The organism is Variovorax sp. GW821-FHT10B04, assembly GCF_059415645.1.
In genome coordinates this window covers 56,860-78,476 of sequence record NZ_JBWKNQ010000006.1, presented here as the reverse complement: position 1 = coordinate 78,476, position 21,617 = coordinate 56,860, and the positions used below count along the sequence as shown (strand labels likewise).

Genomic DNA, 21,617 nt, shown 5'->3' with positions numbered 1-21,617 from the left:
CATGACAAGCACCGTCCCATCGATCGATCACATCCTCGTGGTCGATGACGACCGCGAGATCCGCGATCTGGTCAGCGCGTACCTGCAGAAGAACGGCCTGCGCGTCACCACCGTGCCCACGGGCCGGCACATGCGCCAGACGCTCGAAACGGCAGGCCCCTTCGACCTCGTCGTCCTCGACCTGATGCTGCCGGGCGAAGACGGCCTGACGCTCTGCCGGGATCTGCGCGCCGGCAAGTTCAAGGCGCTGCCGGTCATCATGCTCACCGCGCGTGGCGACGAGACCGACCGCGTGCTCGGGCTCGAGATGGGCGCCGACGACTACATGCCCAAGCCCTTTGCGGCGCGCGAACTGCTGGCGCGCATCAAGTCCGTGCTGCGGCGGACCCGCATGCTGCCGCCCAACATGCGCAGCACCGACGAGGCACGCTACCTGGCTTTCGGCGACTGGCGGCTGGACACCGTCGAGCGGGTTCTGCTGGACCGGGAAGGCACGGTCGTGTCGCTCAGCGGCGCGGAATACCGGCTGCTGCGCGTGCTGGTGGACCATCCGCAGAAGGTGCTGAGCCGGGACCAGATCCTGTCGATCACGCAGGGGCGCGAGGCGGACCTGTTCGAGCGCTCCATCGACCTCATGATCAGCCGCCTGCGCAAGTGCCTGGGCGACGACGCGCGCGAGCCGCGCTACATCAAGACCGTGCGCAGCGAGGGCTACGTCCTGGCGATGCAGGTCGAGGCGCAGGACGCCTAGGCGACGGCTTTGTATGGCCGTGTATCCGCAGGCCTGAGCAGGTACACGGTCATTCCGTTCCGGGGCATCGGGGACACATGCCGCATACATCGCGGCGGTGTACTGGAGCCAGCCGACGACCTTGCGTCGGTTGTCGCCAAACCCACCCTGAAAGGCCGGAACATGAACGCCCTCCACACCCAGACCCCACATGCCACGCGGACCCCGCAGACCCGTCGCCGCAGCTTCCTCGGCGGCGCCGCACTGAGCCTGGCGGGCCTGAACATCGCCTCGCTCGGCAGCCTGCTCGCCGTCCCGGCGCGTGCCGCTGCAAGCAGCAACAGTGCCGGTGCCACCCGCTTCGAATCGCTCAAGACGGTCGACGCGGGCGACCTGCGCGTCGAATATGCGGAAGCCGGCCCGGCCGACGGCCCCGTCGCCATCCTGCTGCACGGCTGGCCCTACGACATCCATGCCTTCGTCGACGTCGCCCCGCGTCTGGCGGCCGCGGGCTACCGCGTGATCGTGCCGTCGCTGCGCGGCTACGGTGGCACGCGGTTCTTGTCGGCCGACACCTTCCGCAATGGCCAGCAGGGTGCCGTGGCGCAGGACATCATCGCGTTGATGGATGCACTGGGTATCCGCCAGGCCGTGCTGGGCGCCTTCGACTGGGGCGCGCGCACCGCCTGCATCATGGCCGCCATCTGGCCCGAACGCGTCGCCGGACTGGTGTCGGTGAGCGGCTACCTGATCGGCAACCCGAAGGCCAACGCCCGGCCGCTGCCGCCCGCGGCGGAGTTCGCCTGGTGGTACCAGTCCTATTTCGCGACCGACCGCGGCCGCGACGGCTATGCGGCCAATCGCGCCGCCTTCAACCGCTTCATCTGGCAGCAGGCCTCGCCGAAATGGCAGTTCGACGATGCGACCTATCAACGCAGCGCGCAGTCTTTCGAGAATCCGGATCACGTGGCGATCGTGGTCCACAACTACCGCTGGCGCATCGGCCTGGCGGCCGGCGAGTCCCGCTTCGACGCGCTGGAAGCGCGGCTGGCCGCGGCGCCGGACATCGCGGTGCCCGCCATCACGATGGAGGGCGATGCCAATGGCGCGGCCCATCCCGATCCGGCGGCGTACGCCAGGAAGTTCACCGGCAGGTACCAGCACCGCAACCTGGACGGCGGCATCGGCCACAACCTTCCGCAGGAAGCGCCGGCGGCCTTCGCACAGGCGGTGATGGACGTCACGCGGCTCTGAGCCCGCATCCATCGATTCGCTGGAGCCGTCATGACTCTCTACATCGTCGCGTTCTTCGGCGGGATGCTGACCCTGCTCAGCCCCTGCATCCTGCCGGTCCTTCCCTTCGTCTTCGCCCGCCACGACCGCCCCTTCGCGCAAGGCAGCCTGCCCCTGCTCGCAGGCATGGCCGTGACGTTCGCGGTGGTCGCCTCCCTGGGCGCGGTGGCGGGCGCATGGGCGGCCGACCTGAACCAGATCGGCCGCTGGCTCGCGCTGGTGTCGCTGGCCCTGTTCGCGGCGTCGCTCATGCTTCCGCGCATGGCCGCGTGGTGGAGCCGTCCGCTGGTCGATGCCGGCGAGCGCCTGGCGCGCCTGGAGACCGGCAGCCCCTGGCTGAGCTCCGCGCTGCTGGGCGTGGCCACCGGGCTGGTCTGGTCGCCCTGCGCCGGCCCGGTGCTGGGCGTGCTTCTCTCGACCGCCGCGCTGCTCGGCCCCGGCACGCACACCTCGCTCCTGCTGCTGTCGTATGGCGCCGGTGCCGCCGTGGCACTCGGCGTGGCACTGCGGCTGGGCGCCGGGACCTTGCGCGCGCTGAAGGCCCGGTGGCTGCCCGGCACGGCCAGCCGCCGCATGGCGGGCGCCGCCATGCTGGCGTGCGTCGTGGCCGTCGCGACCGGTGTCGATGCCACCGTGCTCGCCGGCTTCGGCGGGCAAGGCGGCGGCGGGTTCGAAGCCGGGCTGCTGCAGCGCGCAATGCCGCGTGCCGACGCTGCGGAGCGGGTCGGCGACCGGGGCGACGGCGCGCCGGTGCCCAGCAGGCTGCCCGTCGAATCGATGCAGGCCAGCCTCGAAGGCGGCACGCGTTGGTTGAACGGCGCGCCGCTGTCGATACCCGCGCTTCGCGGCAAGGTCGTGCTCGTGAATTTCTGGACCTACTCCTGCGTCAACTGCCTGCGCACGTTGCCGTACGTGAAGGCATGGGCGCAGAAGTACGCGGACCGCGGGCTCGTGGTGGTGGGCGTGCACACCCCGGAATTCGCGTTCGAGAAGGATTCGAGCAACGTCGGCAAGGCCTTGCAGGACCTGAAGATCGGCTACCCGGTGGTGCAGGACAACGAGTTCCGCATCTGGCGCGGCTTCGGCAACCAGTATTGGCCCGCGCTGTACTTCGTCGACGCGCAAGGCCGCGTGCGGCATCACCAGTTCGGCGAAGGCGGCTATGCGGCCTCCGAGCGCGTGATCGAGGACCTGCTGCGCGAAGCCGGGGCCTCGCCCGGCAGCAGTGCGGTGCAGGCCGGCGCCGTGCCGGACACCCGGGGCCTCGGGCTGGCGGCCGACGAAGACACGCTCCGCAGCCCGGAAACCTATCTCGGCTACGAGAAGGGACGCAGCCCGCGCATCGGCGGCAACACCAGGCCCGACCAGCCGGCGAACTACACGGCTGCGCCGCTGCAGCTCAACACCTGGTCGCTGGCCGGCAACTGGACGCTGACGCCGGAATTCGTGGAAGCCAACCAGCCCGGCAACAGGCTGGCGATGCGCTTCCAGGCCCGCGATGCGAACCTGGTGCTCGAGGCCGGCGCCACGCAGCGGATGCGCTTTCGCGTGACCGTGGACGGCCAGCCGCCCGGCCCCGATCACGGGACCGACGTGGACGCGGAAGGCAACGGGGTCATGGACGCGACCCGCCTCTACCAGCTGGTGCGCCAGCGCGGCGCGGTGAAGGCGCGCACCGTGGAGGTCGAGTTCCTCGATCCCGGTGCCCGGGGCTATGCCTTCACGTTCGGATAGCGCGGCCGGTTGCCGTCACAGCGGATCGAACCGGCTGATCTCGACACCGGTGCCCACCGGCATCAGCACGCTCCTGATGCCGGGCTTGGCGCGCACCGCATCGCGATAGCGCCGGGCTTCACCGCCATCTCGCGTGCGTAGGCGGACTTGTGCGCGTGCAGCTCCATGGTCGTGACCTTGCCGCCGCTGGCCCGTGCCGCATCGGCCAGCCGGATGCCCGAACAGCCGAAGGAAGTGCCGATCGCGTCGAGGTCCAGAGGCTCGAAGGCCTGCAGGCTCAGAAGCGCACCGCCTCGCCCGGCTTCAGCGCCAGCACGCGCGTGGGGCTGTCGCCGAGCGCACGCACGAACTCTTCCGGCGTGCCCTTGCCCAGCGGATTGGCGCCGTAGTGCATCGGGATCACGAACCGCGGCTTGAGCCATTCGCGGGTCACGTAGGCCGCGTCGGCCGGCCCCATCGTGAAATGGCCGCCGATCGGCATCAGCACCAGGTCGGGCTTGTAGTACGACGCGATGAAGGCCATGTCGGAGAACGGTCCCGTGTCGCCCATGTGGTAGATGCGGAAGCCGTTCTCCAGCTCGATGATGTAGCCCACGGGTTCGCCGCCCACGTGCGCCTCGTCCTTGCCGGTGGCCGGGTTCTTCCAGACGATCACGGAGGAATGCTCGGCATGCACCGCCGTCACCTTGATGCCCGGTGCGGGCGTGATGGTGCCGCCCTTGTTGAAGCGCGGCGCCAGGTTGGGCGGCAGGATGCCCAGCAAGCTCACCGTCTGGTTCATGTCGCCCGGCGCATACATCGGGATCTGGTGCATCAGCGCGAGCGCCGGCGCATCGGCGAAATGGTCGAGATGCCCGTGCGTCACCAGCAGCACGTCGACCTTGCCGAGTGCCTCCAGGTTCTTGTACTCGGGCGGCGTCAGCGGGTTCTGCTTGAGCCACGGGTCGGTCACGATCACCTTGCCGCCGGGCGTGGTGATGCGGAAGGCCGACTGGCCGAGCCAGAGCACCTCGGTCTTGCCGTCGGCCGGTTGCGCGAACGCGGCGGGCAGCCAGGCTGCGAGCAGCAGGGTCGAGAGGATTCGGATCAGGGTTCGCATGCGTGTCTCCGTCGTGCGCCGCGGATGCTCAGTCGACCGTCACGTGCGCGGTCTTGATCACGCGGGCCCAGCGGTCGATCTCGGTCGAGATCAACTGCGCGAAGGCCTGCGGCGTGGTCGGCGTGGCTTCCGCGCCTTCGGCGGCGAGGCGCGTCTTGACTTCGTTCGACGTCAGCGAGCGGTTGATCTGCTGGTTCAGCGCCGCGACGATCGCCGGCGGCGTGCCGGCGGGCGCGACCAGGCCATACCACTGGTCGGCCTCGAAGCCCTTCGTGCCGGGCACGCCGCTCTCGGCCACCGTCGGCACGTCGGGCAGCATCGCGACGCGGTGCGGGCTCGACACCGCCAGCGCGCGCAGCTTGCCGGCCTTGATGTGCGGCAGCAGCGCCGGTGCGCCGGTGAACAGCACCTGCAGCTGGCCGGCCAGCAGGTCGTTGATCGACGGCGCCGTGCCACGGTAGGGGATGTGCAGGAAGGAGCTGCCGGTCTGCAGCTTCAGGTATTCCATGGTGATGTGCGCGGCGCTGCCATTGCCGCCCGAGCCGAAGGCCAGCTGGCCGGGCTTGGCCTTGGCCAGCGCGATCAGTTCGGCCAGCGAGTGCGCAGGCACCGACGAATGCACGACGAGCACGTTCGGCACGCGTGCCACCCAGGCCACGGGGGCGAAGCTGCGCACCGGGTCGTACTCCAGCTTCGGGTACAGCGACGGGTTGACCGCCAGCGTGCCGATGTGGCCCATCAGCAGCGTGTAGCCGTCGGCCGGCGACTTGGCGACGCGCTCGGCGCCGACCGAGCCGCCCGCGCCGGCGAGGTTGTCGATCACGACCGGCTGGTTCCAGGCGCGGCCGAGTTCCTGGCCGATCGCGCGGCCCAGCAGGTCGGACGAGCCGCCGGGCGTGAAGGGCACGACGATGTGCAGCGGCCGGTTCGGGTAGTCGGCCGCGGCGAAAGCGGGGCGGACGCCCAGCAGGCCGCTGGCGGCTGCCGACAGGCAGGCTTGGCGGCGGGTGATGCCTTGGGGCATGGAGGTCTCCGGTTTGGGGTGTCGGGCAGGGCGAGGTAGGGCGAGGCAGCGAGGGCGCGGATGCCCGTGCCTCGGCCCATCGGGTTCGTCAGTCCGGCTGGATGCCGGCTTCGCGGATCAGCTGGCCATAGCGCGCTGCGTCGCTCTTGAGCAACCTGGCGAACTGCTCGGTCGGGCCGGGCAAGGTCACGCCGCCGGCCGCGGCGAGCTGCTTGCGCACGTCGTCCGATGCCAATGCCTTCTGCACCGCGTCATGCAGCGTCGCGACGATCGCCTTGGGCGTTCCGGCCGGCACGACGAAGCCGTACCAGACGCTGGCCTCGAAGCCCGGATACCCCGACTGCGCGACGGTCGGCACGCCCGGCAGCACGTCGGAGCGCTCGGCGCTCATCACGGCCAGCACGCGCAGCTTGCCGGCCGTGGCCAGCGGAAGGGCCTCGAGCGCATTGACCGCGACCACGTCGACATGCCCGCCCAGCACGTCGGTCAGCGCCTGGGCGCCACCCTTGTACGGCACGTGGCGCACCGACAGGCCGGCCGTGTGCTGGAACAGCTCCATGGCCAGATGCGGCGTCGAGCCGTTGCCCGGCGTGGCGACCGTGATGGCACCGGGCCGGGCCTTGGCGGCCGCGACCAGTTCCTGCAGCGTCTTGAACTCGGCACCCTCGCGCACCGTGAACACCACCGGCACGCGCCCGACCAGCGCCACCGGCAGCAGGTCCTTGTCGAGGTCGTAGGGCGCGGGCTTGAAGAGCGCGGGGTTGACCGACAGCGCGTTGGCCGCGAGCAGCAGCGTGTAGCCGTCGGGCGCGCTGGTGGTCAGCGCCTTCACCGCGATGTTGGTGCCGGCGCCGGGCTTGTTCTCGACGATGACCGGCTGGCCGAGGATGGCCGCCATCTTCTGGCCGACCGTGCGCGCGATGGCGTCGACCGCGCCGCCGGCGCTGTAGCCGACGAAGACGCGGATCGGCTTCGTCGGGTAGGCGTCGGCCGCGCCCGCCGCGTGGAGGGCGCCGAAAGCCAGCAGGCCGGCCGCGGCGATGAAGGAACGCAGGCGATGTCTCATGAGGATGCTCGTCTTCTTGTGGAGGAGGGCTCAGCGCGCGGCCGGTGCCGGCGCGTCCCAGCCCTGCGGTGCAGCGTCCTTGCCCGCCACCGAATACAGCGCGCCGGGCGCATTGCGCGTCTGCTGGAATTCTTCGAGCGACTGGCCGCGCATGGCGGCGTAGATGTGCAGATTCGACACGCCGACGACCGCGCCGAGCTTCTCCAGCATGAAGAAGATCACGCCGTAGTGGATGAGCCCGCGCCAGTCGCGCCGGCGCAGCAGGTCGCGCTCCTCGGCGGTCAGCGCGGCGGTCTCGAAGGCGAGTTCCTCGTCGGCGACGAAGGCCGCGCGGTGCGCCGGCTGCGTCATGCCGTGCAGGAACTTGTTGAGCCGGTAGGCGCGCACGCCCATCTCCAGCGTGAACGGGTAGGTGCCCGTGAGCGCCTCGACGCCAGCGAGCTGCGTGGCCATGTGCGCGCGGTGCCGCCGCACCTCGCCCGCGACCGGCGGGCTCGCCAGGTTCTCGTAGATCGCGGTGGCGATGCCGGTCATCGACGGCAGGTAGTAGCTCTGGTGCGTCTTGCGGATGTTGCTCGACATGGCGCCGCGCATCACGAGCCACATGATCACTTCCGCCCCTTCGAGGCCGCCCAGCGTGGCGAGTTCGGCCTGTGTCATTTCGGTGAGGCGCACCGGGTCGTTCTCGATCAGGTCGAGGAACTGGGCGTCCCACGCCGTGTTGTTGAAGCCGGCACGTTCGCCGTGCACCTGGTGCGACAGGCCGCCGGTGGCGACGATCGCCACGTCGATGTCTTCGGGGTAGCTCTCGATCGCGCGGCGCAGCGCCTGGCCGAGCCGCCAGCAGCGTCGCGCCGAAGGCACCGGCGACTGCAGCACGCCGACCTGCAGCGGCACCACCGGGATCGGCCATTCGGGCTGGTGCGGGCACAGCAGCGACATCGGCGAGAACACGCCGTGGTCGAGCGCGCGGTCCTGGAAGAAGGACATGTCGAACTCGTCGGCCACCAGCGAGCGGCCGATGTGCTGCGCCAGTGCCGGATGCCCGGCCAGCGCAGGCAGGTCGCGCGCGCCGCCGCCTTCGTCGGCCACGCGGTGCTGCTCGCCCACGCCCAGCGCGAAGGCCGAGTAATGGTCGAAGAAGAAGGAACTGACGTGGTCGTTGTAGATGAAGAACAGCACGTCCGGCTTGCGCTCGGCGAGCCAGCGCTGCACCGGTTCGAAGGCCGCGAAGATCGGTGCCCAGACCGGGTCCTGCTGCTTGTTCTTGTCGAAGGCGAAGCCGATGGTGGGCGTGTGGGAGCAGGCGATCGCGCCGATGATGCGGGCCATGGTCGGTCTCCTTCAGTCCACGTAGCGCAGTCCGGCCTTGGCCAGCGGCTCGCGCATCGCGTACATGTCCAGCCCGAGTTCACCGCTGGCCAGCCGCGCGCGCTTCTGTGCCTCGTTGGCTTCGCGCGCCTGCGCCGCCGCGGCGACCTGCGCGGCCATCGCCGCGGGCACGACCACCACGCCGTCGATGTCGGCCACGATCACGTCGCCCGGGTTCACGAGTGCGCCCGCGCAGACCACCGGCACGTTGACCGAGCCGAGCGTCGCCTTGATCGTGCCCTTGGCATGGATCGCGCGGCTGAACACCGGGAAATCCATCTCGGTGAGGTCGCGCACGTCGCGCACGCCGCCGTCGATCACCAGGCCGCGGCAGCCGCGCGACTTGAACGAGGTCGCCAGCAGGTCGCCGAAGAAGCCGTCCGTGCTGTCGGCGGTGCAGGCCGCGACGACGACGTCGCCGGGCTGGATCTGCTCTGCCGCCACATGCATCATCCAGTTGTCGCCCGGGTGCAGCAGCACGGTGATGGCGGTGCCGCAGCAGCGCGCCTGCGGGTAGATCGGGCGGATGCGCGGCTGCATCAGGCCGAGCCGGCCCATCGCTTCGTGGACGGTCGACACGCCGTAGCGCGACAGCTGCTCGACCGCCGCGGGGTCGGCGCGCGTGATGCGGCGGTGCACGACGCCGAGCGCCTGGAAGTGGGTGGATGTGGTCATGTGCTTCAGAGTCCCTTGTCCTTGAGCGTGCGGTCCAGCCGCGGATACACCCGGCGCGCATTGCCTTCGTAGATCTGCCGGCGCTGCGCCGCGTCGAGCGTGGTGGCGGCGTCGATGTAGCGCCGCGTGTCGTCGAAGGCGAAGCCGGTCTCGGGGTCGATGCCGCGCACCGCGCCGATCATTTCGCTGGCGAACAGCACGTTGTCGACCGGTATCACGCGCGTCAGCAGGTCGATGCCCGGCTGGTGGTACACGCAGGTGTCGAAGAAGATGTTGTTCAGCAGGTGGTCCTTGAGCAGCGGCTTCTTCAGCTCCTGCGCGAGCCCGCGAAAGCGCCCCCAGTGGTAGGGCACCGCGCCGCCGCCGTGCGGGATCACGAAGCGCAGCGTCGGGAAGTCCGTGAACAGGTCCGAGGTCAGGCACTGCATGAAGGCCGTGGTGTCGGCATTCAGGTAGTGCGCGCCGGTGGTGTGGAAGCACGCGTTGCAGCTGGTGCTCACGTGGACCATCGCCGGGATGTCGTGCTCGACCATCTTTTCGTAGACCGGATACCAGTGCCGGTCCGACAGCGGCGGCGACGTCCAGTGGCCGCCCGACGGGTCCGGGTTCAGGTTGATGCCGACGAAGCCGTAGCCGTTCACGCAGCGCTCCAGTTCCGGAATGCAGCTGCGCGGGTCGACGCCCGGTGACTGCGGCAGCATCGCCGCGCCGATGAAGTGGTCGGGAAAGAGTTCGGCGACGCGGTGGCACAGCTCGTTGCAGATCGCGGCCCAGGTCGCGCTGGTCTCGACGTCGCCGATGTGGTGCGCCATGAAGCTCGCGCGCGGCGAGAAGATCGTGAGGTCGCTGCCGCGCTCGCGCATCTTCTGCAACTGGTTCTGCTCGATCGATTCGCGCAGCTCGTCGTCGCTGATGCGCAGCTCGGACACCGAGGGCGCCTCGGCGCGGTTGCCCAGGCTGGCGATCTGGCGGTTGCGCCAGAGTTCGAGCGCCCTGGGTGCGGTCGTGTAGTGGCCGTGGCAGTCGATGATCATGAAAGGCCCGCGGCGGGTTCCTGTTCGGTTGTGGAGGGCGAGGGCACGAGCACCTGCCCGCGCATCAGCGGGCGGGCGGTGCGCAGCAGCGCGGCGCCGGTGATGGCGGTGCGGCTTTCGTCCATCGGCAGGCGCACGGTGAATTCACCGGTCGGGTGCTCGATCGACAGGTCGTGCAGCGCGGCTGGCGCGGGGCGGCACAGCGGCTCGGTCACCGTGCCCGGAATCACGCAGGCCGACGCGACCGACACCGCACCCAGCACGCCGATGGCGTCGTGGCACTTGTGCGGGATGAAGGTGCGCGTGCCGAGCGCACCGCCCGCGCGGGCCGGCGAGACCAGCGTCATCTTCGGCACGACCTTGGCGCGCACGTCGCCCAGGCCCATGCGTACGCCGGCCTGCAGCCGGATCGACTCGATGCGGGCCTTCAGCGGCAGGTTCGCGTCGAGTTCGGCGGGCGACTCGTCGCCGCTGCAGCCGAGGTCCGCCGCCCGCATCAGCACCACCGGCATGCCGTTGTCGATGCAGGTGACGTCGATGCCGTCGATGCGGTCCAGCGCTTCGCCGGTGGGCAGCAGCGCGCCGCAGCTGGAGCCCATGACGTCGGAAAAACGCAGCTCGACCGGCGACGACATGCCGGGCACGCCGCTGATCCGCGTCGTGCCGGCATAGGCCACGCGGCCGCCGGGCGTCTGCATCACCGCGTCGCAGTAGGACTGGGTGTTGACCATGCGGATGCGCACCACCGACACCTCGCCCTGCGCAGCGACGAGGCCTTCCTCGAGTGCGAAGGGGCCGACGGCCGACAGGATGTTGCCGCAGGTCGGCGCGTAGTCGATGCGCGACTCCGCGGGCACGACCTGCGCGAACAGATAGTCCACGTCGGCACGCGGGTCCGCGGAGGGCGACACGATCGCGACCTTGGTGGTCAGCGGATGGCCGCCACCGATGCCGTCGACCTGCCGCGTGTCGGGGAAGCCCATCGCCGCGAGGATCAGCGCATCGCGTGCCGGCCCGGGTGCGGGCAGGTCGCTGGCATGGAAGAACGCGGCCTTCGACGTGCCGCCGCGCCAGAGCATGCAGGGCAGTGCGATGAGGTCGTCGGACAGGAGTGAAGCCATGCGGCCAAGTCTCCTGCGGCTGCGCGTCGTGTTGCGTGAGTTCTGCTTGCGCTGCGTTCTCACTTCTTTATCGAATAGGGTTAACCCTGGCGTCGGCCCGCAGCCGCTCCGAGTGCAATCGAACGAAGGCGATACCCATGGCAGCGACAAAACTTATCGACACTTCCACGGCACGCGTCGTCGGCGAAGCCGCGCTGAAGCTGAACCTGCGCCATCTGCAGGCCTTTGCAGCCGTGGCGGCGACGGGCAGCGTGACGCGTGCGGCGGAGGCGCTGTTTCGCGTGGCGTCCGCCGTCACGCGCGCGGTGGCCGAGCTGGAGGCCGCGCTGGGCACGCCGCTGTTCGAGCGCAAGGCGCGAGGCATGTTGCTGAACGGCCATGGCAAGGCGGTGCTGGTGCGGGCGGAGCGCGTCGAGCGTGAATTCGCCGCGGCCTGCCAGGAGCTGGCGCAGGGCCATGCCACGCGTGCGCTCGATGCACGCAGCCTGATGGCCGCGATGTTCAGCGGCCGCCGGCTGGCGCTGTTCGCGAGCCTTTCCGACCTGCACAACATGCCCGCCGCCGCGCGTGCCTTCGGCGTGACGCAGCCGGCGCTGAGCGCCTTCATTCGCGAACTGGAGGCGCGCACGGCCTGCACCCTGTTCACGCGTTCGGCGCGCGGCGTGGTGCCGACGCGCGTCGGCGCGCAACTCGCGTTCCGCTGCAAGCGCGTGCTGGCCGAGCTGCGCAGCATCGATTCGGACGTGGCGGGCATCCGTGGCGTGGTGCAGGGCAGCGTGGTCGTGGGTGCGCTGCCGCTGTCGCGCACGCTGGTGCTGCCGGATGCGGTGGCGGGCCTGCTGGCACGCCATCCACGCGTCCATGTCAGCACGGTCGAGAGTCCTTACGAGGTGCTTGCCGCCGCGCTGCGCAGCGGCGACGTCGACTTCATCCTCGGCGCGCTGCGGCCGCCGGCCGAAGCCCGCGACCTGCGGCAGGAGCCGCTGTTCGACGACTACATCTCGCTGGTGGCGCGCAGCGGCCATCCGCTGGCGTCGAAGCGCCGCATCGGCTTCGACGACCTGCAGCGCGCGCGCTGGGTGCTGTCGCGCCCGGGTGCGCCGTCACGCGAGCTGCTGGAAAGGTTTTTCCTGCATTCCGGCCGGGCCTCCCCGGAGCCCGCGGTGGAAACCGGCGACCTCGCGCTGCTGCGCGGCCTGCTGCTCCAGAGCGACATGGTGACTGCGATCTCGGCCCGGCAACTGCATTACGAGATCGATGCCGGCATGCTGCAGGTGCTGAACTTCCCGCTGGCGACCACGCGGCGTGAGATCGGCATCGCGCAGCGCGAGGGTGCGATCGCAGCGCCCAGCGTGCTGGCGCTGATCGCGGAGGTGCGGGGCGCGGTGACGAGGCTGCCTGTGCATTGATTGATGCGCTGCGGCGTCAGGACGCGTTGTGGAAGGTCAGTTCGAGGCCGAGCCTTTCGCCGCCGCGCACATGGCCAATGGCGTGCTTCAGGTTGACCCGGTAAGGGCCGTTGGCGCCATCGACCGGGCGTTGGCCTGTTGCAATGACGGCCGCGTCGCCGCGATTCATCGGCACGACGACGGGGCGCGACTGCATGCGTGGACGCTGCTCCGTCATGACGAATTCGCCACCCGTGAAGTCGCGCCCGGGCGTGGACAGCAAGACCACCACCTGCAATGGAAAGACGTGCTCCCCGTCGTTGCGCTGATGCAGCGCGAGGTGGTCGTGTTCGCGCAGCCGGATCAGCTGCGACTGCGTACGGGTCTGCCCGGCGCGGCGGTTGTGTTCGATGAAGCGTTCGAACTCGGGCGGGTAGCGGCGATCGATGCCCAGTCTCTCGTTCCACGCGTTGGCGATGGGCACCAACTGGCGGTAGAGCATCGCTTGCCAGGCCGACAACGGTGCGGGCAGGTCGCCGTCGAAACGAAGCAGGTCGCCGCGCCCGAGCCCGTCCGGTACCGGCGCAACGCGGTGCAGTCCCGTGCCTTCCCGGGCCATGCGCGCGCAGCATTGCATCTGCGCCGCATCGAGTCGCGTGGGGAGGGGCGCATGGCCTTCCGCATCCAGTTGCCGGTGGACTGCCCGCCAGTCCTCGTCGCGGATGACGTCTGTGGCGGCCGTCGCGGACATGGCCGGCGCCATCGACTGGCCGCCCTTCACGATCCTGCTTCGCGCCGGAGCAATTCGCGCTTGCGTTCCACGCCCCAGCGGTAGCCGGAGACATCGCCATCGCGCCGCACGACGCGATGGCAGGGGATGGCTACGGCAATGTTGTTGGCGCCGCAGGCCTGCGCGACGGCGCGGACCGCTTTCGGTGACCCGATGCGTTGGGCGATCTCGGCATAGCTCACCGTCGTGCCGGGCGGCACTTCACGCAGGGCCTGCCACACGCGTTCCTGGAACGCGGTGCCGCGAACGTCGAGCGGCAGGTTCAGGCCGATGGCGGGTGCCTCCACCAGGCCGACCACCTGCGCGAACAACTGCTCGAAGTCGCCATCGCCGCCGATCAGCCGCGCTTTCGGGAAGCGGTCCTGCAGATCGCGCACCAGTCGATCCGGATCGTCGCCGAGCAGGATGGCGCAGATGCCTCGCTGGCTCTGTGCCGCGAGGATGGCGCCCAGCGAACACTGGCCTACCGCGAAGCGGATGACCGCGCCGACGCCGCCGGCGCGGTAGTCCCGCGCGCGCATGCCCAGCAACTGTTCGGACGCTTCGTAGAAGCGGCTGTTGGAATTGAAGCCGGCCCCGTAGATCGCATCGGTCACCGACACGCCATCGCTGCCAAGCTCCTGCCGCAGCTTTCGGGCCCTGTCGGTTGCCGCGTAGGCCTTGGGCGTGACGCCGGTCTCCGCCTTGAACATGCGATGAAAGTGGAAGGGGCTCAGGCCTGTCTTTGCGGCGAGTTCGTCGAGGTTGGGCGGCGTCTCGGACGATTCGATCAGGCGGCAAGCCTGTGCGATGACCTCGGCGCGCGCGGCGGCGACGCGGGTCCGGTCTCCGTGGGCGCGGCGGCTCGGCCGGTAGCCCGCCGCTTCCGCTGCTTCCGCGGACTCGAAGAAGAACACGTTTTCGCGCCGCGGCATGCGTGCCGAGGAACTGGGCCGGCCATAGATGCCCGTGGTGCGCACGGCATAGACGAAGTGGCCGTCCGCGGCCGGATCGCCTTCCTGCACCGCCTGCCAGCGCAGCTCGTCCGTCGCATAGGCCGTCGGATCCTTGTGGACTTCACTCATGGCAATTTCCCCCTTTGACGATCGATCAACGGGCTCAGGATAGGCGCGCCTGCGACCATGGGAAATCCGATTCTTGCTGTCGAATTCCGGCATCGCCGGCCCATGCCGCGGAGACGGTCAGAGCGCGTCATGGAAGATCAGGCCCACGGTATGCCGCCGTCCCGTGTGGACCCGGCTCACGCCGTGGCGCATCGTCACGGAACGCGTGCCGCTGCGCTTGCCCGGCACCGGCCGCCGATGCACGGCGAATACCACGGCGTCGCCCTGCTGCAGCGGCACGACATCGGCATGTTGCCGGTTGCCGGCGGTCTGGGTCATGACGAAATGCCCGCCGGTGAAGTCTGTCTCCGGTTCGGACAGCAGGATCGCCCCCTGCAGCGGGAAGACGTGCTCCCCATACAGGTCTTGATGCAGGCAGTTGAAGTCGCCGGTGCCGTATTCGAGGATGAGCGGCGTGGGCCGCGTCTGACCCGCCCGATGGCATCGGGCGAGAAAGTCGTCGAGGGTATCGGGATAGCGGACGTCGATCCCCAGCAGCCGGTTCCAGCGGTTCGCCATCGGTGCCAACTGCGAGTACAGCGCATGGCGCAACCCTTCGAGCAGCGGCGGCAGCGGATAGGCAAAGTACTTGTATTCGCCGCGGCCGAACCCGTGGCGGGCCATGACGACCCGGCTTCGATAGACGTCCGTCCGCGCATACAGGGCGGCCAGTTCCCGGCAGGCCTGCACGTCGAGCAGCGAACGCAGCACCGCATGGCCATGCGCGTCGAGCGAGCGCCCGACGCTCTCTGTGTCGAAGGGCACCGCGAACGGCAGCGCCGGGGATGTCGGTCGCGTGCCCATCCTTCAGGCCTTGCGGATCAGTCCGAGCTGCTGGAGTGCGGTGACGCCGTCTTCGTCATCCCGGGACTTCGCGCGTGCCGCGTTGGCGCCCACGGCCGCGGCAGGCACTGCGGCACCTGCGCCGAGCTGCCCGATGACGTGGCGACGGCCATTGCGGCCGTTGCCGCTGTCGATGATCGATTTCATGATTGCCTCCTTGATGTGAACGGATCGGTCGGGCAGATGCATGCACCCGGCTGACCGAAGCGGACATTAGGTGCGCGTCGCCATCTCGAAACTCCGTTTCTTGTCATGCAATCTCCGGCATGCCTGGCGTCCGCACGGGCCTTGCGGTGCCGAACCAGATTTCTCCAAGGTTGTCGGCCATCCTGCAGGCGTGTCCGGATCGTTCTCGCGTCCTGTGCGCGTGGCGCGTCACCGCCGCGCGTGCGTCGCCTTTTCCCCCATGCAGCCTCCTTCACCGGCATCGCTGCGCAGCCTTTCATCTTCGATGCTTCCTTCCATTCCCCGTCCACTGAGGTGGTGCCCGCTGGCGCTCATCGCCGTGCTTGGCCTTTCCGCCTGCGGCAGCCTGACCGGCCGCACGCAAGGCGCGCTTGCCGCCGTCACGCCCTACCAGGTCGAAGTCGTCCAGGGCAACGTCGTATCGAGCGAGCAGGTCGACGCGCTGAAGGTCGGCATGTCGCGCCAGCAGGTGCGAGAGATCGTCGGCACATCGCTGCTGACCGACATCTTCCATGCCGACCGCTGGGACTACATCTTCACGATCGACCGGCAGGGCGTGGCGCAGCAGCGCCTGGGTCTGGCGCTGTTCTTCGACGGCGATGCGTTGAGCCGCATCGTGGCCGACCGCATGCCGAGCGAGCAGGACTTCGTCGCCATGCTCGACCCGCATCGGCACGTGGGCAAGGTGCCACGGCTCGAGGCCTCGGAGGACGAACTGCGCAGGTTCCCGCCGGCCGCAGCCGCGCCCGTGCCGACCGCGAAGGCGCCGCTGCCCACCAGCTACCCGCCCCTGGAGTCGAAGCCGTGAGCGCGGTTGCCCTTTCTTCGCCGCGCGTGTCGGCCGGGGTCCGTGCCTTCGCCGTCGCCTGCATGCTGGCCGCGCTCGCTGCCTGCGCGTCGAACGGCGAGAAGCCGAAGCCCGTTGCGCTGCCGGCCGATGCCGGATCGCCGCATGTCCGGCAAGCCTGGGCGGCGCACCTTCCGGCGACGACGTTTCCGCTGCGCATCGCGGTCAACGACGGCACCGTGACGGTGGCCGCGTCGGACGGCACCGTGGCGGCCATCGATGCCGCATCGGGCACCGAGCGCTGGCGCGTGTCGGTCGGCGCACCGCTGCTGGCGGGCGTCGGCAGCGACGGCAGCCTGGCCGCGGTGATCACGCAGGACAACGAACTCGTGGTGCTGAAGGACGGGCATCCGCTCTGGCGCCAGCGTCTGGCGGCGCAGGGCTACACGGCGCCGTGGGTGTCGGGGCAACGGGTCTTCGTGCAGACGGCCGACCGCACGCTCAGCGCGTGGGACGGCGCGAGCGGCCGCCGGCTCTGGTCGCAGCCGCGCACGGCGGACAACCTCGTGCTCAAGCGGCCCGGCGTGCTGCTGGCCGTCGGCGACACGCTCGTCGCCGGTGCCGGCGGCCGGCTCATCGGCTTGAATCCGGCCAACGGAAGCAGCCGCTGGGAAGCCTCTCTCGCGGCGCCGCGTGGCACCAACGACGTCGAGCGGCTGGTCGACCTGACCGGCCCCGCGAGCCGCGTGGGCGACGTGGTCTGCGCGCGCGCCTACCAGGCAACCGTTGGCTGCGTCGACACCGCGCAGGCGACGCTGCGTTGGTCGCGGCCATCGATGGGGGCGCAAGGGCTCGGCGGCGACGCACAACGCGTCTATGGCACCGAAGCGAACGGCGATGTCGTGGCCTGGCGCCGCAGCGACGGCGAACCCGCCTGGACGTCGCAGCGCCTGCGCTACCGCGAACTCACCGCGCCGCTGGCCGTCGGACCGATGCTAGCGATCGGCGAGGACTCGGGCACGCTGCACTTCGTGTCGAGCGAGGACGGCACGCTGCTCGGCCGCGTCACGCCCGACGGGTCGGGCATTGCCGCTCCGCCCGTGCTGGCCGGGCGGACCGTCGTGGTCGTGACGCGCAACGGCGGTATCTTCGGCTACCGCAGCGAATGACGACCACCCACGGCGCGCAGCGCGCACCCATTTCTCCATCTACGAACCGCATGCCCTACGTCCGCACATCCGCCCCGGTCGCCGACCCGGCACTCCGCCATCCATTGGCCCGGCCCGCGTTGCTGGCGCTGTGCGCAGCCGCATGGCTGGTGGCCGGTTGCTCGACGACGAAGGTCGACGAGACCGCGAACTGGAGTCCCAACAAGATCTACAGCGAAGCCAAGGACGAGGCCGACTCCGGCGCCTTCGACAAGGCCGTGCCGCTGTACGAGAAGCTCGAAGGCCGCGCCGCAGGCACGCCCCTGGCCCAGCAGGCCCAGCTCGACAAGGCCTACGCCCAGTACAAGGGCGGCGAGAAGGCTGCCGCCATCGCCACCCTCGACCGCTTCCTCAAGCTGCACCCCGCCAGCCCCGCCATCGATTACGCGCTCTACCTGAAGGGCGTGATCAACTTCAACGACGACCTGGGCATGTTCTCCTTCATGACCCGCCAGGACCTGTCCGAGCGCGACCAGAAGGCGGCCAAGGAATCCTTCGAGTCGTTCAAGGAACTGGTCACGCGCTTCCCCGAGTCGCGCTACACGCCCGACGCGCGCCAGCGCATGACCTACGTGGTGAACTCGCTGGCGCAGTACGAGGTGCACGTGGCGCGCTACTACTACCAGCGCGGCGCCTACCTCGCGGCGATCAACCGGGCACAGCTCGCGCTCAACGACTACCGCGGCGTGCCGGCCCTGGAAGAGGCGCTGTACATCATGGTGCAGTCGTACGACGCGCTGGGCCTGAACGACCTGCGCGACGACACCAAGCGCGTGCTGTCGGCCAACTACCCCAAGAGCGAGTACGTCACCCGCGGATTCCGCTCCAAGGACGACCCCTGGTGGAAGGTCTGGTGATCGGTCGACGGCGCGGCCGGTCGGCGCATTGCTGTACTGGCGCGCTCGGCGAAACGGGCCGGCCGTGACGATCTCCGTCGGTAGAGGCTAACCTCCGTGGATCGGGGTGCGGCCTGGCCGGCCCCGGATCGACAACCGCGGCGCCATGGGGCGCCGCATTCACGGAAGAGAACGGACAACCGACATGACGCTGGCAATGAGCTGGGACGAATGGGCCGATCACGACGCGGTGGCGTTGGCGGATCGGGTGCGCAAGGGCGAGGTGACGCCAGCCGAACTGGCGACGCAGGCCGCGGCCGCCATCGCGAAGACCGATGCGTCGCTGAGCGCCGTGGTCCAGGTCTTCGATGACGTGGTGGCCGACCCGCTGAAGGACGGCATGAACCCCGACGGCGTCTTCGCCGGCGTGCCCTATCTGATGAAGGACCTGGGCCCGACGCTGAAGGGCCGGCTGCAGGAATTCGGCTCGCTGCTGATGCAGGGCCATCGCCCGGCCGAGGACAGCTTTCTCACCGGCCAGCTGCGCCGGGCCGGCCTGAACATCATCGGCCGCAGCACCACGCCCGAGTTCGGTGTCTGCAGTTCCGTGGAGAACAGCCTCTTCGTCACGCGCAACCCGTGGGATCTCGACTACACCACCTGCGGCTCGTCCGCCGGCACCGCGGCAGCGGTCGCGGCCGGCGTGCTGCCGATGTCGCACGCGACCGACGGCGGCGGCTCGATCCGCATTCCGGCCGGCGTGAACGGCAACATCGGCCTGAAGGTGTCGCGTGGCGTGTTCTCGCTGGCGCCCGGCCTGTCGGACCTGTCGGGCCTGGTGTCGATCCAGGGCTGCCACAGCCGCACCGTGCGCGACACGGCCGCCTTCGTCGACCATGTCCGCGGCGGCGCGCCGGGCGAGTTCATGCCCTTCTGGTCGCCGGCCGAGCCCTACAGCGAACTGGTCCGGCGCGACCCGGGCAAGCTGCGTATCGCGCTGTCGCACGAGTGGGGCGACTTCCGCGCCACGCCGCACTTCGTCGCCGAACTCGAGCGCGTCGGCCGCTTCCTCGAAGGCCTGGGCCATCACGTGGAATGGGCGCTGCCGAAGGTCGACTTCCAGGGCGCCTTTGCCGCGCAGACCACCTGCTACATCAGCAATTTCGCGCAGGTCATCGCGGGCCAGATCGCCCGGCTGGGCTACGAGCGGCCGCCGGCCGATCTGCTCGAACCGATCAACATCAAGATCTGGGAAGCCGGCCTGAACACCTCGTACACCGAACGCTCGAAGATGCAGGCGGTGTTCAACACCACGTCGCGCGCCTTCGGTCAGTTCTTCGAGGAGTGGGACATCATCCTCACGCCGATCACCGCGCTGCCGACGCCCAGGGTCGGCACCACCGAGTACCTGACGACCAGCACCAATCCGTCGGTCTACGACTGGTTTGCCAACCTGTGGCAGAACTTCGCGTACACGCCGCTGGCCAACCTGTGCGGCATGCCGGGCATCTCGCTGCCGATGGCGCAGCAGGAGACCGGCCTGCCGCTGGGCATCCAGGCGCAGGCACGCCAGGCCAACGACGGCCTGCTGCTGCAGCTGGCCGCGCAGATCGAGCGCGCGCTGGGCGGCAAGTGGAACGCCGGGCAACGGCCAGGGGTGCACGTCACGGCGCAGTGAGGCGCGCAGGTTTCTCCTGAAAGCTTAATATGTTGGGCATTGAAGAACTCAATGCCCAATTTAATGAGCAAATTCACAATGCCGCCGCAGCTTGCGGAGCAGGTTGCGCAGATCGGCCAGCGCATTCGAACTGCGCGACTGCGTCGCGGTTGGTCGGCTGCGGAGCTCGCCGCCAAGGCCGGCATCACCCGCAACACGCTGACGTCGCTCGAGCTTGGCAAGCCGGGTACCGCGCTGGGGGTTTGCATCACCGTGCTGTGGGCGCTGGGCATCGAGAAGTCGCTGGACGCGGTCGCCGACCCCGATGCCGATCTCCATGGCAAGGCACTCGAAGCCTCGCGCCGCCCGGTACGCGCAGGCAAGCCGCGCAAGGCGGACGACGACTATGACTTCTGAGCGCCAGGCTTACGTCTACCTCCAACTGCCCGGCAGCCTGGAGACCGTGCCGGCAGCGCTGCTCAGGGTGCAGACCTTGCCCAACGGCACACAGGTCGGGCGGTTCCGTTACGGCGACCGCTACCTGCAGCGGGCGGAGGCCATCGCACTCGATCCGTTTCAACTGCCGCTTGCCAGGCAAGTCTTCGAGTTCACCCTGCTCAAGGGAATTCCGGGTGCGGTGCGAGATGCCAGTCCCGACGCCTGGGGTCGACGCGTCATCGAACACAAGCTGGAGCGCAGCGCGGCCGATCTCCAGGAGGTCGATTACCTGTTGCATGGGCCGCAGGATGGCGCGGGCTGCCTGAGCTTCGGGTTGACAGCCGAGCCGCCCGCGCCAAGGCGCCAGTACAACCGCACGCATCAGTTGGCCGAACTGATTTCGGCGACGCAGGCGATCGAGGAGGGGCGCGCCGTCGGTGCGCATCTGCTCGCACAACTCGATCCCGGCACCAGCATGGGCGGTGCGCGGCCGAAGGCCACCATCGAAGATGCGCAGAATCTCTGGCTTGGCAAGTTCCCGGCCAGGGATGACCGCTTCAACATGCAGCGGGTGGAGTTCGCAACGCTCGATCTCGCGCGCCGTTGCGGACTGAACGTCACACAGGCGCGATTGCAGGCGGTCGGCGAGAACGACGTGTTGATGCTGCAGCGCTTCGACCGCGAATACACGGACGGAGGCTACCTGCGCATCGGGCTCGTCAGCGGACTCACGGTGCTGGAATGTGGTGACAGCCATCTGGATCGGGAACGCTGGTCCTACCCGCTGATGGCCGACAACCTTCGCCGGTGGTCCGACAAGCCCGAGGCCGATTGCGCCGAGTTGTTCAGGCGAATGGTCTTCAATGCGGCAGTGACCAACAACGATGACCATCCGCGCAACCATGCATTGCTGCGTCGGCAGAAGGGGTGGCGCCTGTCGCCGGCCTACGACCTGGTGCCGGCACCCGTCGTCAGCCTGGAGCGGCGCGACCTCGCGTTGACAGTCGGCAACTACGGCCGCACCGCCAGCATCTACAACCTGCTGTCGCAGGCGGGCCGCTTCGGTTTGTCGGCAGAGGCAGCGCGCGCCGAAATCGACCGGATCGTCGATGTCGCGCGGCACTGGCGCGATGGCTTCTTCTCGTGCGGTGTCTCGGCCGAAGACATCGATTACGTGGCGCCGGCCTTCCTGCCGGACTGCTTCTTCTTCGAAGAGCGGCCGGATGCGTGATGG

Annotated in this window: 21 protein-coding genes; 10 read left to right on the top strand and 11 right to left on the bottom strand. The window is 69.4% G+C overall.

Translation table 11 applies throughout. The annotated features are described in order from the left end of the window. The first annotated feature begins 1 nt into the window (after position 1). The 3 genes from AC07PZ_RS16550 to AC07PZ_RS16540 all read left to right on the top strand — a co-directional run bounded on the left by AC07PZ_RS16550 (position 2) and on the right by AC07PZ_RS16540 (position 3,757). A complete protein-coding gene (locus AC07PZ_RS16550) occupies positions 2-751 on the top strand; it encodes a response regulator (RefSeq protein ID WP_495296206.1) in 750 nt (249 codons plus the stop codon). Between the two features lie 162 nt (positions 752-913). Then, positions 914-1,984, top strand: a complete 1,071-nt coding sequence (locus tag AC07PZ_RS16545; RefSeq protein WP_495296205.1) for an alpha/beta fold hydrolase — start codon at positions 914-916, stop codon at positions 1,982-1,984. A 30-nt stretch (positions 1,985-2,014) separates the two neighbouring features. Continuing rightward, positions 2,015-3,757, top strand: coding sequence for a cytochrome c biogenesis protein DipZ (locus AC07PZ_RS16540; RefSeq protein WP_495296204.1), 1,743 nt, complete (start codon positions 2,015-2,017; stop codon positions 3,755-3,757). A gap of 277 nt (positions 3,758-4,034) precedes the next feature. Here AC07PZ_RS16540 and AC07PZ_RS16535 read toward each other — a convergent pair whose 3' ends face one another. The 7 genes from AC07PZ_RS16535 to AC07PZ_RS16505 all read right to left on the bottom strand — a co-directional run bounded on the left by AC07PZ_RS16535 (position 4,035) and on the right by AC07PZ_RS16505 (position 11,147). Next, positions 4,035-4,856 (bottom strand): metal-dependent hydrolase, encoded by an 822-nt coding sequence (locus tag AC07PZ_RS16535; RefSeq protein ID WP_495296203.1) that lies wholly within the window; start codon positions 4,854-4,856, stop codon positions 4,035-4,037. Between the two features lie 28 nt (positions 4,857-4,884). After that, positions 4,885-5,880 carry a Bug family tripartite tricarboxylate transporter substrate binding protein gene (locus AC07PZ_RS16530; protein WP_495296202.1) on the bottom strand — a complete coding sequence of 332 codons (996 nt, stop codon included), beginning with the start codon at positions 5,878-5,880 and terminating at the stop codon, positions 4,885-4,887. Positions 5,881-5,968: 88 nt separating this feature from the next. After that, positions 5,969-6,946: a Bug family tripartite tricarboxylate transporter substrate binding protein gene (locus AC07PZ_RS16525; protein ID WP_495296201.1), complete on the bottom strand. Its 978-nt coding sequence runs from the start codon at positions 6,944-6,946 to the stop codon at positions 5,969-5,971. A 30-nt stretch (positions 6,947-6,976) separates the two neighbouring features. Beyond that, positions 6,977-8,278, bottom strand: coding sequence for a gallate dioxygenase (locus AC07PZ_RS16520; protein WP_495296200.1), 1,302 nt, complete (start codon positions 8,276-8,278; stop codon positions 6,977-6,979). Positions 8,279-8,290: 12 nt separating this feature from the next. Then, complete coding sequence (gene ligK / locus AC07PZ_RS16515) at positions 8,291-8,992, bottom strand: 4-carboxy-4-hydroxy-2-oxoadipate aldolase/oxaloacetate decarboxylase (RefSeq protein WP_495296199.1); 702 nt, start codon at positions 8,990-8,992, stop codon at positions 8,291-8,293. A 5-nt stretch (positions 8,993-8,997) separates the two neighbouring features. After that, positions 8,998-10,026, bottom strand: a complete 1,029-nt coding sequence (locus AC07PZ_RS16510; protein ID WP_495296198.1) for an amidohydrolase family protein — start codon at positions 10,024-10,026, stop codon at positions 8,998-9,000. Next, on the bottom strand, positions 10,023-11,147 hold the full coding sequence (locus tag AC07PZ_RS16505) for a 4-oxalomesaconate tautomerase (protein WP_495296197.1): 1,125 nt from the start codon (positions 11,145-11,147) through the stop codon (positions 10,023-10,025). Before AC07PZ_RS16505 ends, AC07PZ_RS16510 begins: the two co-directional genes overlap by 4 nt. A 137-nt stretch (positions 11,148-11,284) precedes the next feature. On the opposite strand from AC07PZ_RS16505, the gene AC07PZ_RS16500 reads away from it, so the two are divergent. Next, positions 11,285-12,556, top strand: a complete 1,272-nt coding sequence (locus AC07PZ_RS16500; RefSeq protein ID WP_495296196.1) for a LysR family transcriptional regulator — start codon at positions 11,285-11,287, stop codon at positions 12,554-12,556. Between the two features lie 16 nt (positions 12,557-12,572). On the opposite strand, the gene AC07PZ_RS16495 is transcribed toward AC07PZ_RS16500, so the two are convergent. The 4 genes from AC07PZ_RS16495 to AC07PZ_RS16480 form a co-directional block, all read right to left on the bottom strand. Beyond that, entirely contained in the window at positions 12,573-13,286 is a 714-nt protein-coding gene (locus tag AC07PZ_RS16495; protein WP_495296195.1) for a 2OG-Fe(II) oxygenase, read from the bottom strand. Positions 13,287-13,312: 26 nt separating this feature from the next. Next, positions 13,313-14,389 carry a bifunctional DNA-binding transcriptional regulator/O6-methylguanine-DNA methyltransferase Ada gene (ada, locus tag AC07PZ_RS16490; protein WP_495296463.1) on the bottom strand — a complete coding sequence of 359 codons (1,077 nt, stop codon included), beginning with the start codon at positions 14,387-14,389 and terminating at the stop codon, positions 13,313-13,315. A 117-nt stretch (positions 14,390-14,506) separates the two neighbouring features. Next, on the bottom strand, positions 14,507-15,232 hold the full coding sequence (locus AC07PZ_RS16485) for a 2OG-Fe(II) oxygenase (protein WP_495296194.1): 726 nt from the start codon (positions 15,230-15,232) through the stop codon (positions 14,507-14,509). 3 nt (positions 15,233-15,235) lie between these two features. Further along, a complete protein-coding gene (locus tag AC07PZ_RS16480; RefSeq protein WP_495296193.1) occupies positions 15,236-15,418 on the bottom strand; it encodes a hypothetical protein in 183 nt (60 codons plus the stop codon). Positions 15,419-15,776: 358 nt separating this feature from the next. Here AC07PZ_RS16480 and AC07PZ_RS16475 point away from each other — a divergent pair, with 358 nt between their 5' ends. The 6 genes from AC07PZ_RS16475 to AC07PZ_RS16450 all read left to right on the top strand — a co-directional run bounded on the left by AC07PZ_RS16475 (position 15,777) and on the right by AC07PZ_RS16450 (position 21,614). Beyond that, positions 15,777-16,265 (top strand): outer membrane protein assembly factor BamE, encoded by a 489-nt coding sequence (locus AC07PZ_RS16475; RefSeq protein WP_495296192.1) that lies wholly within the window; start codon positions 15,777-15,779, stop codon positions 16,263-16,265. Continuing rightward, a complete protein-coding gene (gene bamB, locus AC07PZ_RS16470; protein WP_495296191.1) occupies positions 16,262-17,413 on the top strand; it encodes an outer membrane protein assembly factor BamB in 1,152 nt (383 codons plus the stop codon). The genes AC07PZ_RS16475 and bamB overlap by 4 nt, the downstream gene beginning before the upstream one ends. A gap of 50 nt (positions 17,414-17,463) precedes the next feature. After that, positions 17,464-18,309 carry an outer membrane protein assembly factor BamD gene (locus tag AC07PZ_RS16465; RefSeq protein WP_495296462.1) on the top strand — a complete coding sequence of 282 codons (846 nt, stop codon included), beginning with the start codon at positions 17,464-17,466 and terminating at the stop codon, positions 18,307-18,309. 184 nt (positions 18,310-18,493) lie between these two features. Next, positions 18,494-19,966, top strand: a complete 1,473-nt coding sequence (locus tag AC07PZ_RS16460; RefSeq protein ID WP_495296190.1) for an amidase — start codon at positions 18,494-18,496, stop codon at positions 19,964-19,966. Positions 19,967-20,029: 63 nt separating this feature from the next. Continuing rightward, positions 20,030-20,362: a helix-turn-helix domain-containing protein gene (locus AC07PZ_RS16455; protein WP_495296189.1), complete on the top strand. Its 333-nt coding sequence runs from the start codon at positions 20,030-20,032 to the stop codon at positions 20,360-20,362. Beyond that, positions 20,352-21,614 (top strand): type II toxin-antitoxin system HipA family toxin, encoded by a 1,263-nt coding sequence (locus AC07PZ_RS16450; RefSeq protein ID WP_495296188.1) that lies wholly within the window; start codon positions 20,352-20,354, stop codon positions 21,612-21,614. The genes AC07PZ_RS16455 and AC07PZ_RS16450 overlap by 11 nt, the downstream gene beginning before the upstream one ends. The last annotated feature ends 3 nt before the right edge of the window (positions 21,615-21,617 follow it).

Bases quoted from the DNA above. Each gene is read 5' to 3' on its own strand.
- AC07PZ_RS16550 (WP_495296206.1), top strand. From the start codon at position 2: ATGACAAGCACCGTCCCATCGATCGATCACATCCTCGTGGTCGATGAC.
- AC07PZ_RS16545 (WP_495296205.1), top strand. From the start codon at position 914: ATGAACGCCCTCCACACCCAGACCCCACATGCCACGCGGACCCCGCAG.
- AC07PZ_RS16540 (WP_495296204.1), top strand. From the start codon at position 2,015: ATGACTCTCTACATCGTCGCGTTCTTCGGCGGGATGCTGACCCTGCTC.
- AC07PZ_RS16535 (WP_495296203.1), bottom strand. From the start codon at position 4,856: ATGCGAACCCTGATCCGAATCCTCTCGACCCTGCTGCTCGCAGCCTGG.
- AC07PZ_RS16530 (WP_495296202.1), bottom strand. From the start codon at position 5,880: ATGCCCCAAGGCATCACCCGCCGCCAAGCCTGCCTGTCGGCAGCCGCC.
- AC07PZ_RS16525 (WP_495296201.1), bottom strand. From the start codon at position 6,946: ATGAGACATCGCCTGCGTTCCTTCATCGCCGCGGCCGGCCTGCTGGCT.
- AC07PZ_RS16520 (WP_495296200.1), bottom strand. From the start codon at position 8,278: ATGGCCCGCATCATCGGCGCGATCGCCTGCTCCCACACGCCCACCATC.
- ligK (WP_495296199.1), bottom strand. From the start codon at position 8,992: ATGACCACATCCACCCACTTCCAGGCGCTCGGCGTCGTGCACCGCCGC.
- AC07PZ_RS16510 (WP_495296198.1), bottom strand. From the start codon at position 10,026: ATGATCATCGACTGCCACGGCCACTACACGACCGCACCCAGGGCGCTC.
- AC07PZ_RS16505 (WP_495296197.1), bottom strand. From the start codon at position 11,147: ATGGCTTCACTCCTGTCCGACGACCTCATCGCACTGCCCTGCATGCTC.
- AC07PZ_RS16500 (WP_495296196.1), top strand. From the start codon at position 11,285: ATGGCAGCGACAAAACTTATCGACACTTCCACGGCACGCGTCGTCGGC.
- AC07PZ_RS16495 (WP_495296195.1), bottom strand. From the start codon at position 13,286: ATGTCCGCGACGGCCGCCACAGACGTCATCCGCGACGAGGACTGGCGG.
- ada (WP_495296463.1), bottom strand. From the start codon at position 14,389: ATGAGTGAAGTCCACAAGGATCCGACGGCCTATGCGACGGACGAGCTG.
- AC07PZ_RS16485 (WP_495296194.1), bottom strand. From the start codon at position 15,232: ATGGGCACGCGACCGACATCCCCGGCGCTGCCGTTCGCGGTGCCCTTC.
- AC07PZ_RS16480 (WP_495296193.1), bottom strand. From the start codon at position 15,418: ATGAAATCGATCATCGACAGCGGCAACGGCCGCAATGGCCGTCGCCAC.
- AC07PZ_RS16465 (WP_495296462.1), top strand. From the start codon at position 17,464: ATGCCCTACGTCCGCACATCCGCCCCGGTCGCCGACCCGGCACTCCGC.
- AC07PZ_RS16460 (WP_495296190.1), top strand. From the start codon at position 18,494: ATGACGCTGGCAATGAGCTGGGACGAATGGGCCGATCACGACGCGGTG.
- AC07PZ_RS16455 (WP_495296189.1), top strand. From the start codon at position 20,030: ATGAGCAAATTCACAATGCCGCCGCAGCTTGCGGAGCAGGTTGCGCAG.
- AC07PZ_RS16450 (WP_495296188.1), top strand. From the start codon at position 20,352: ATGACTTCTGAGCGCCAGGCTTACGTCTACCTCCAACTGCCCGGCAGC.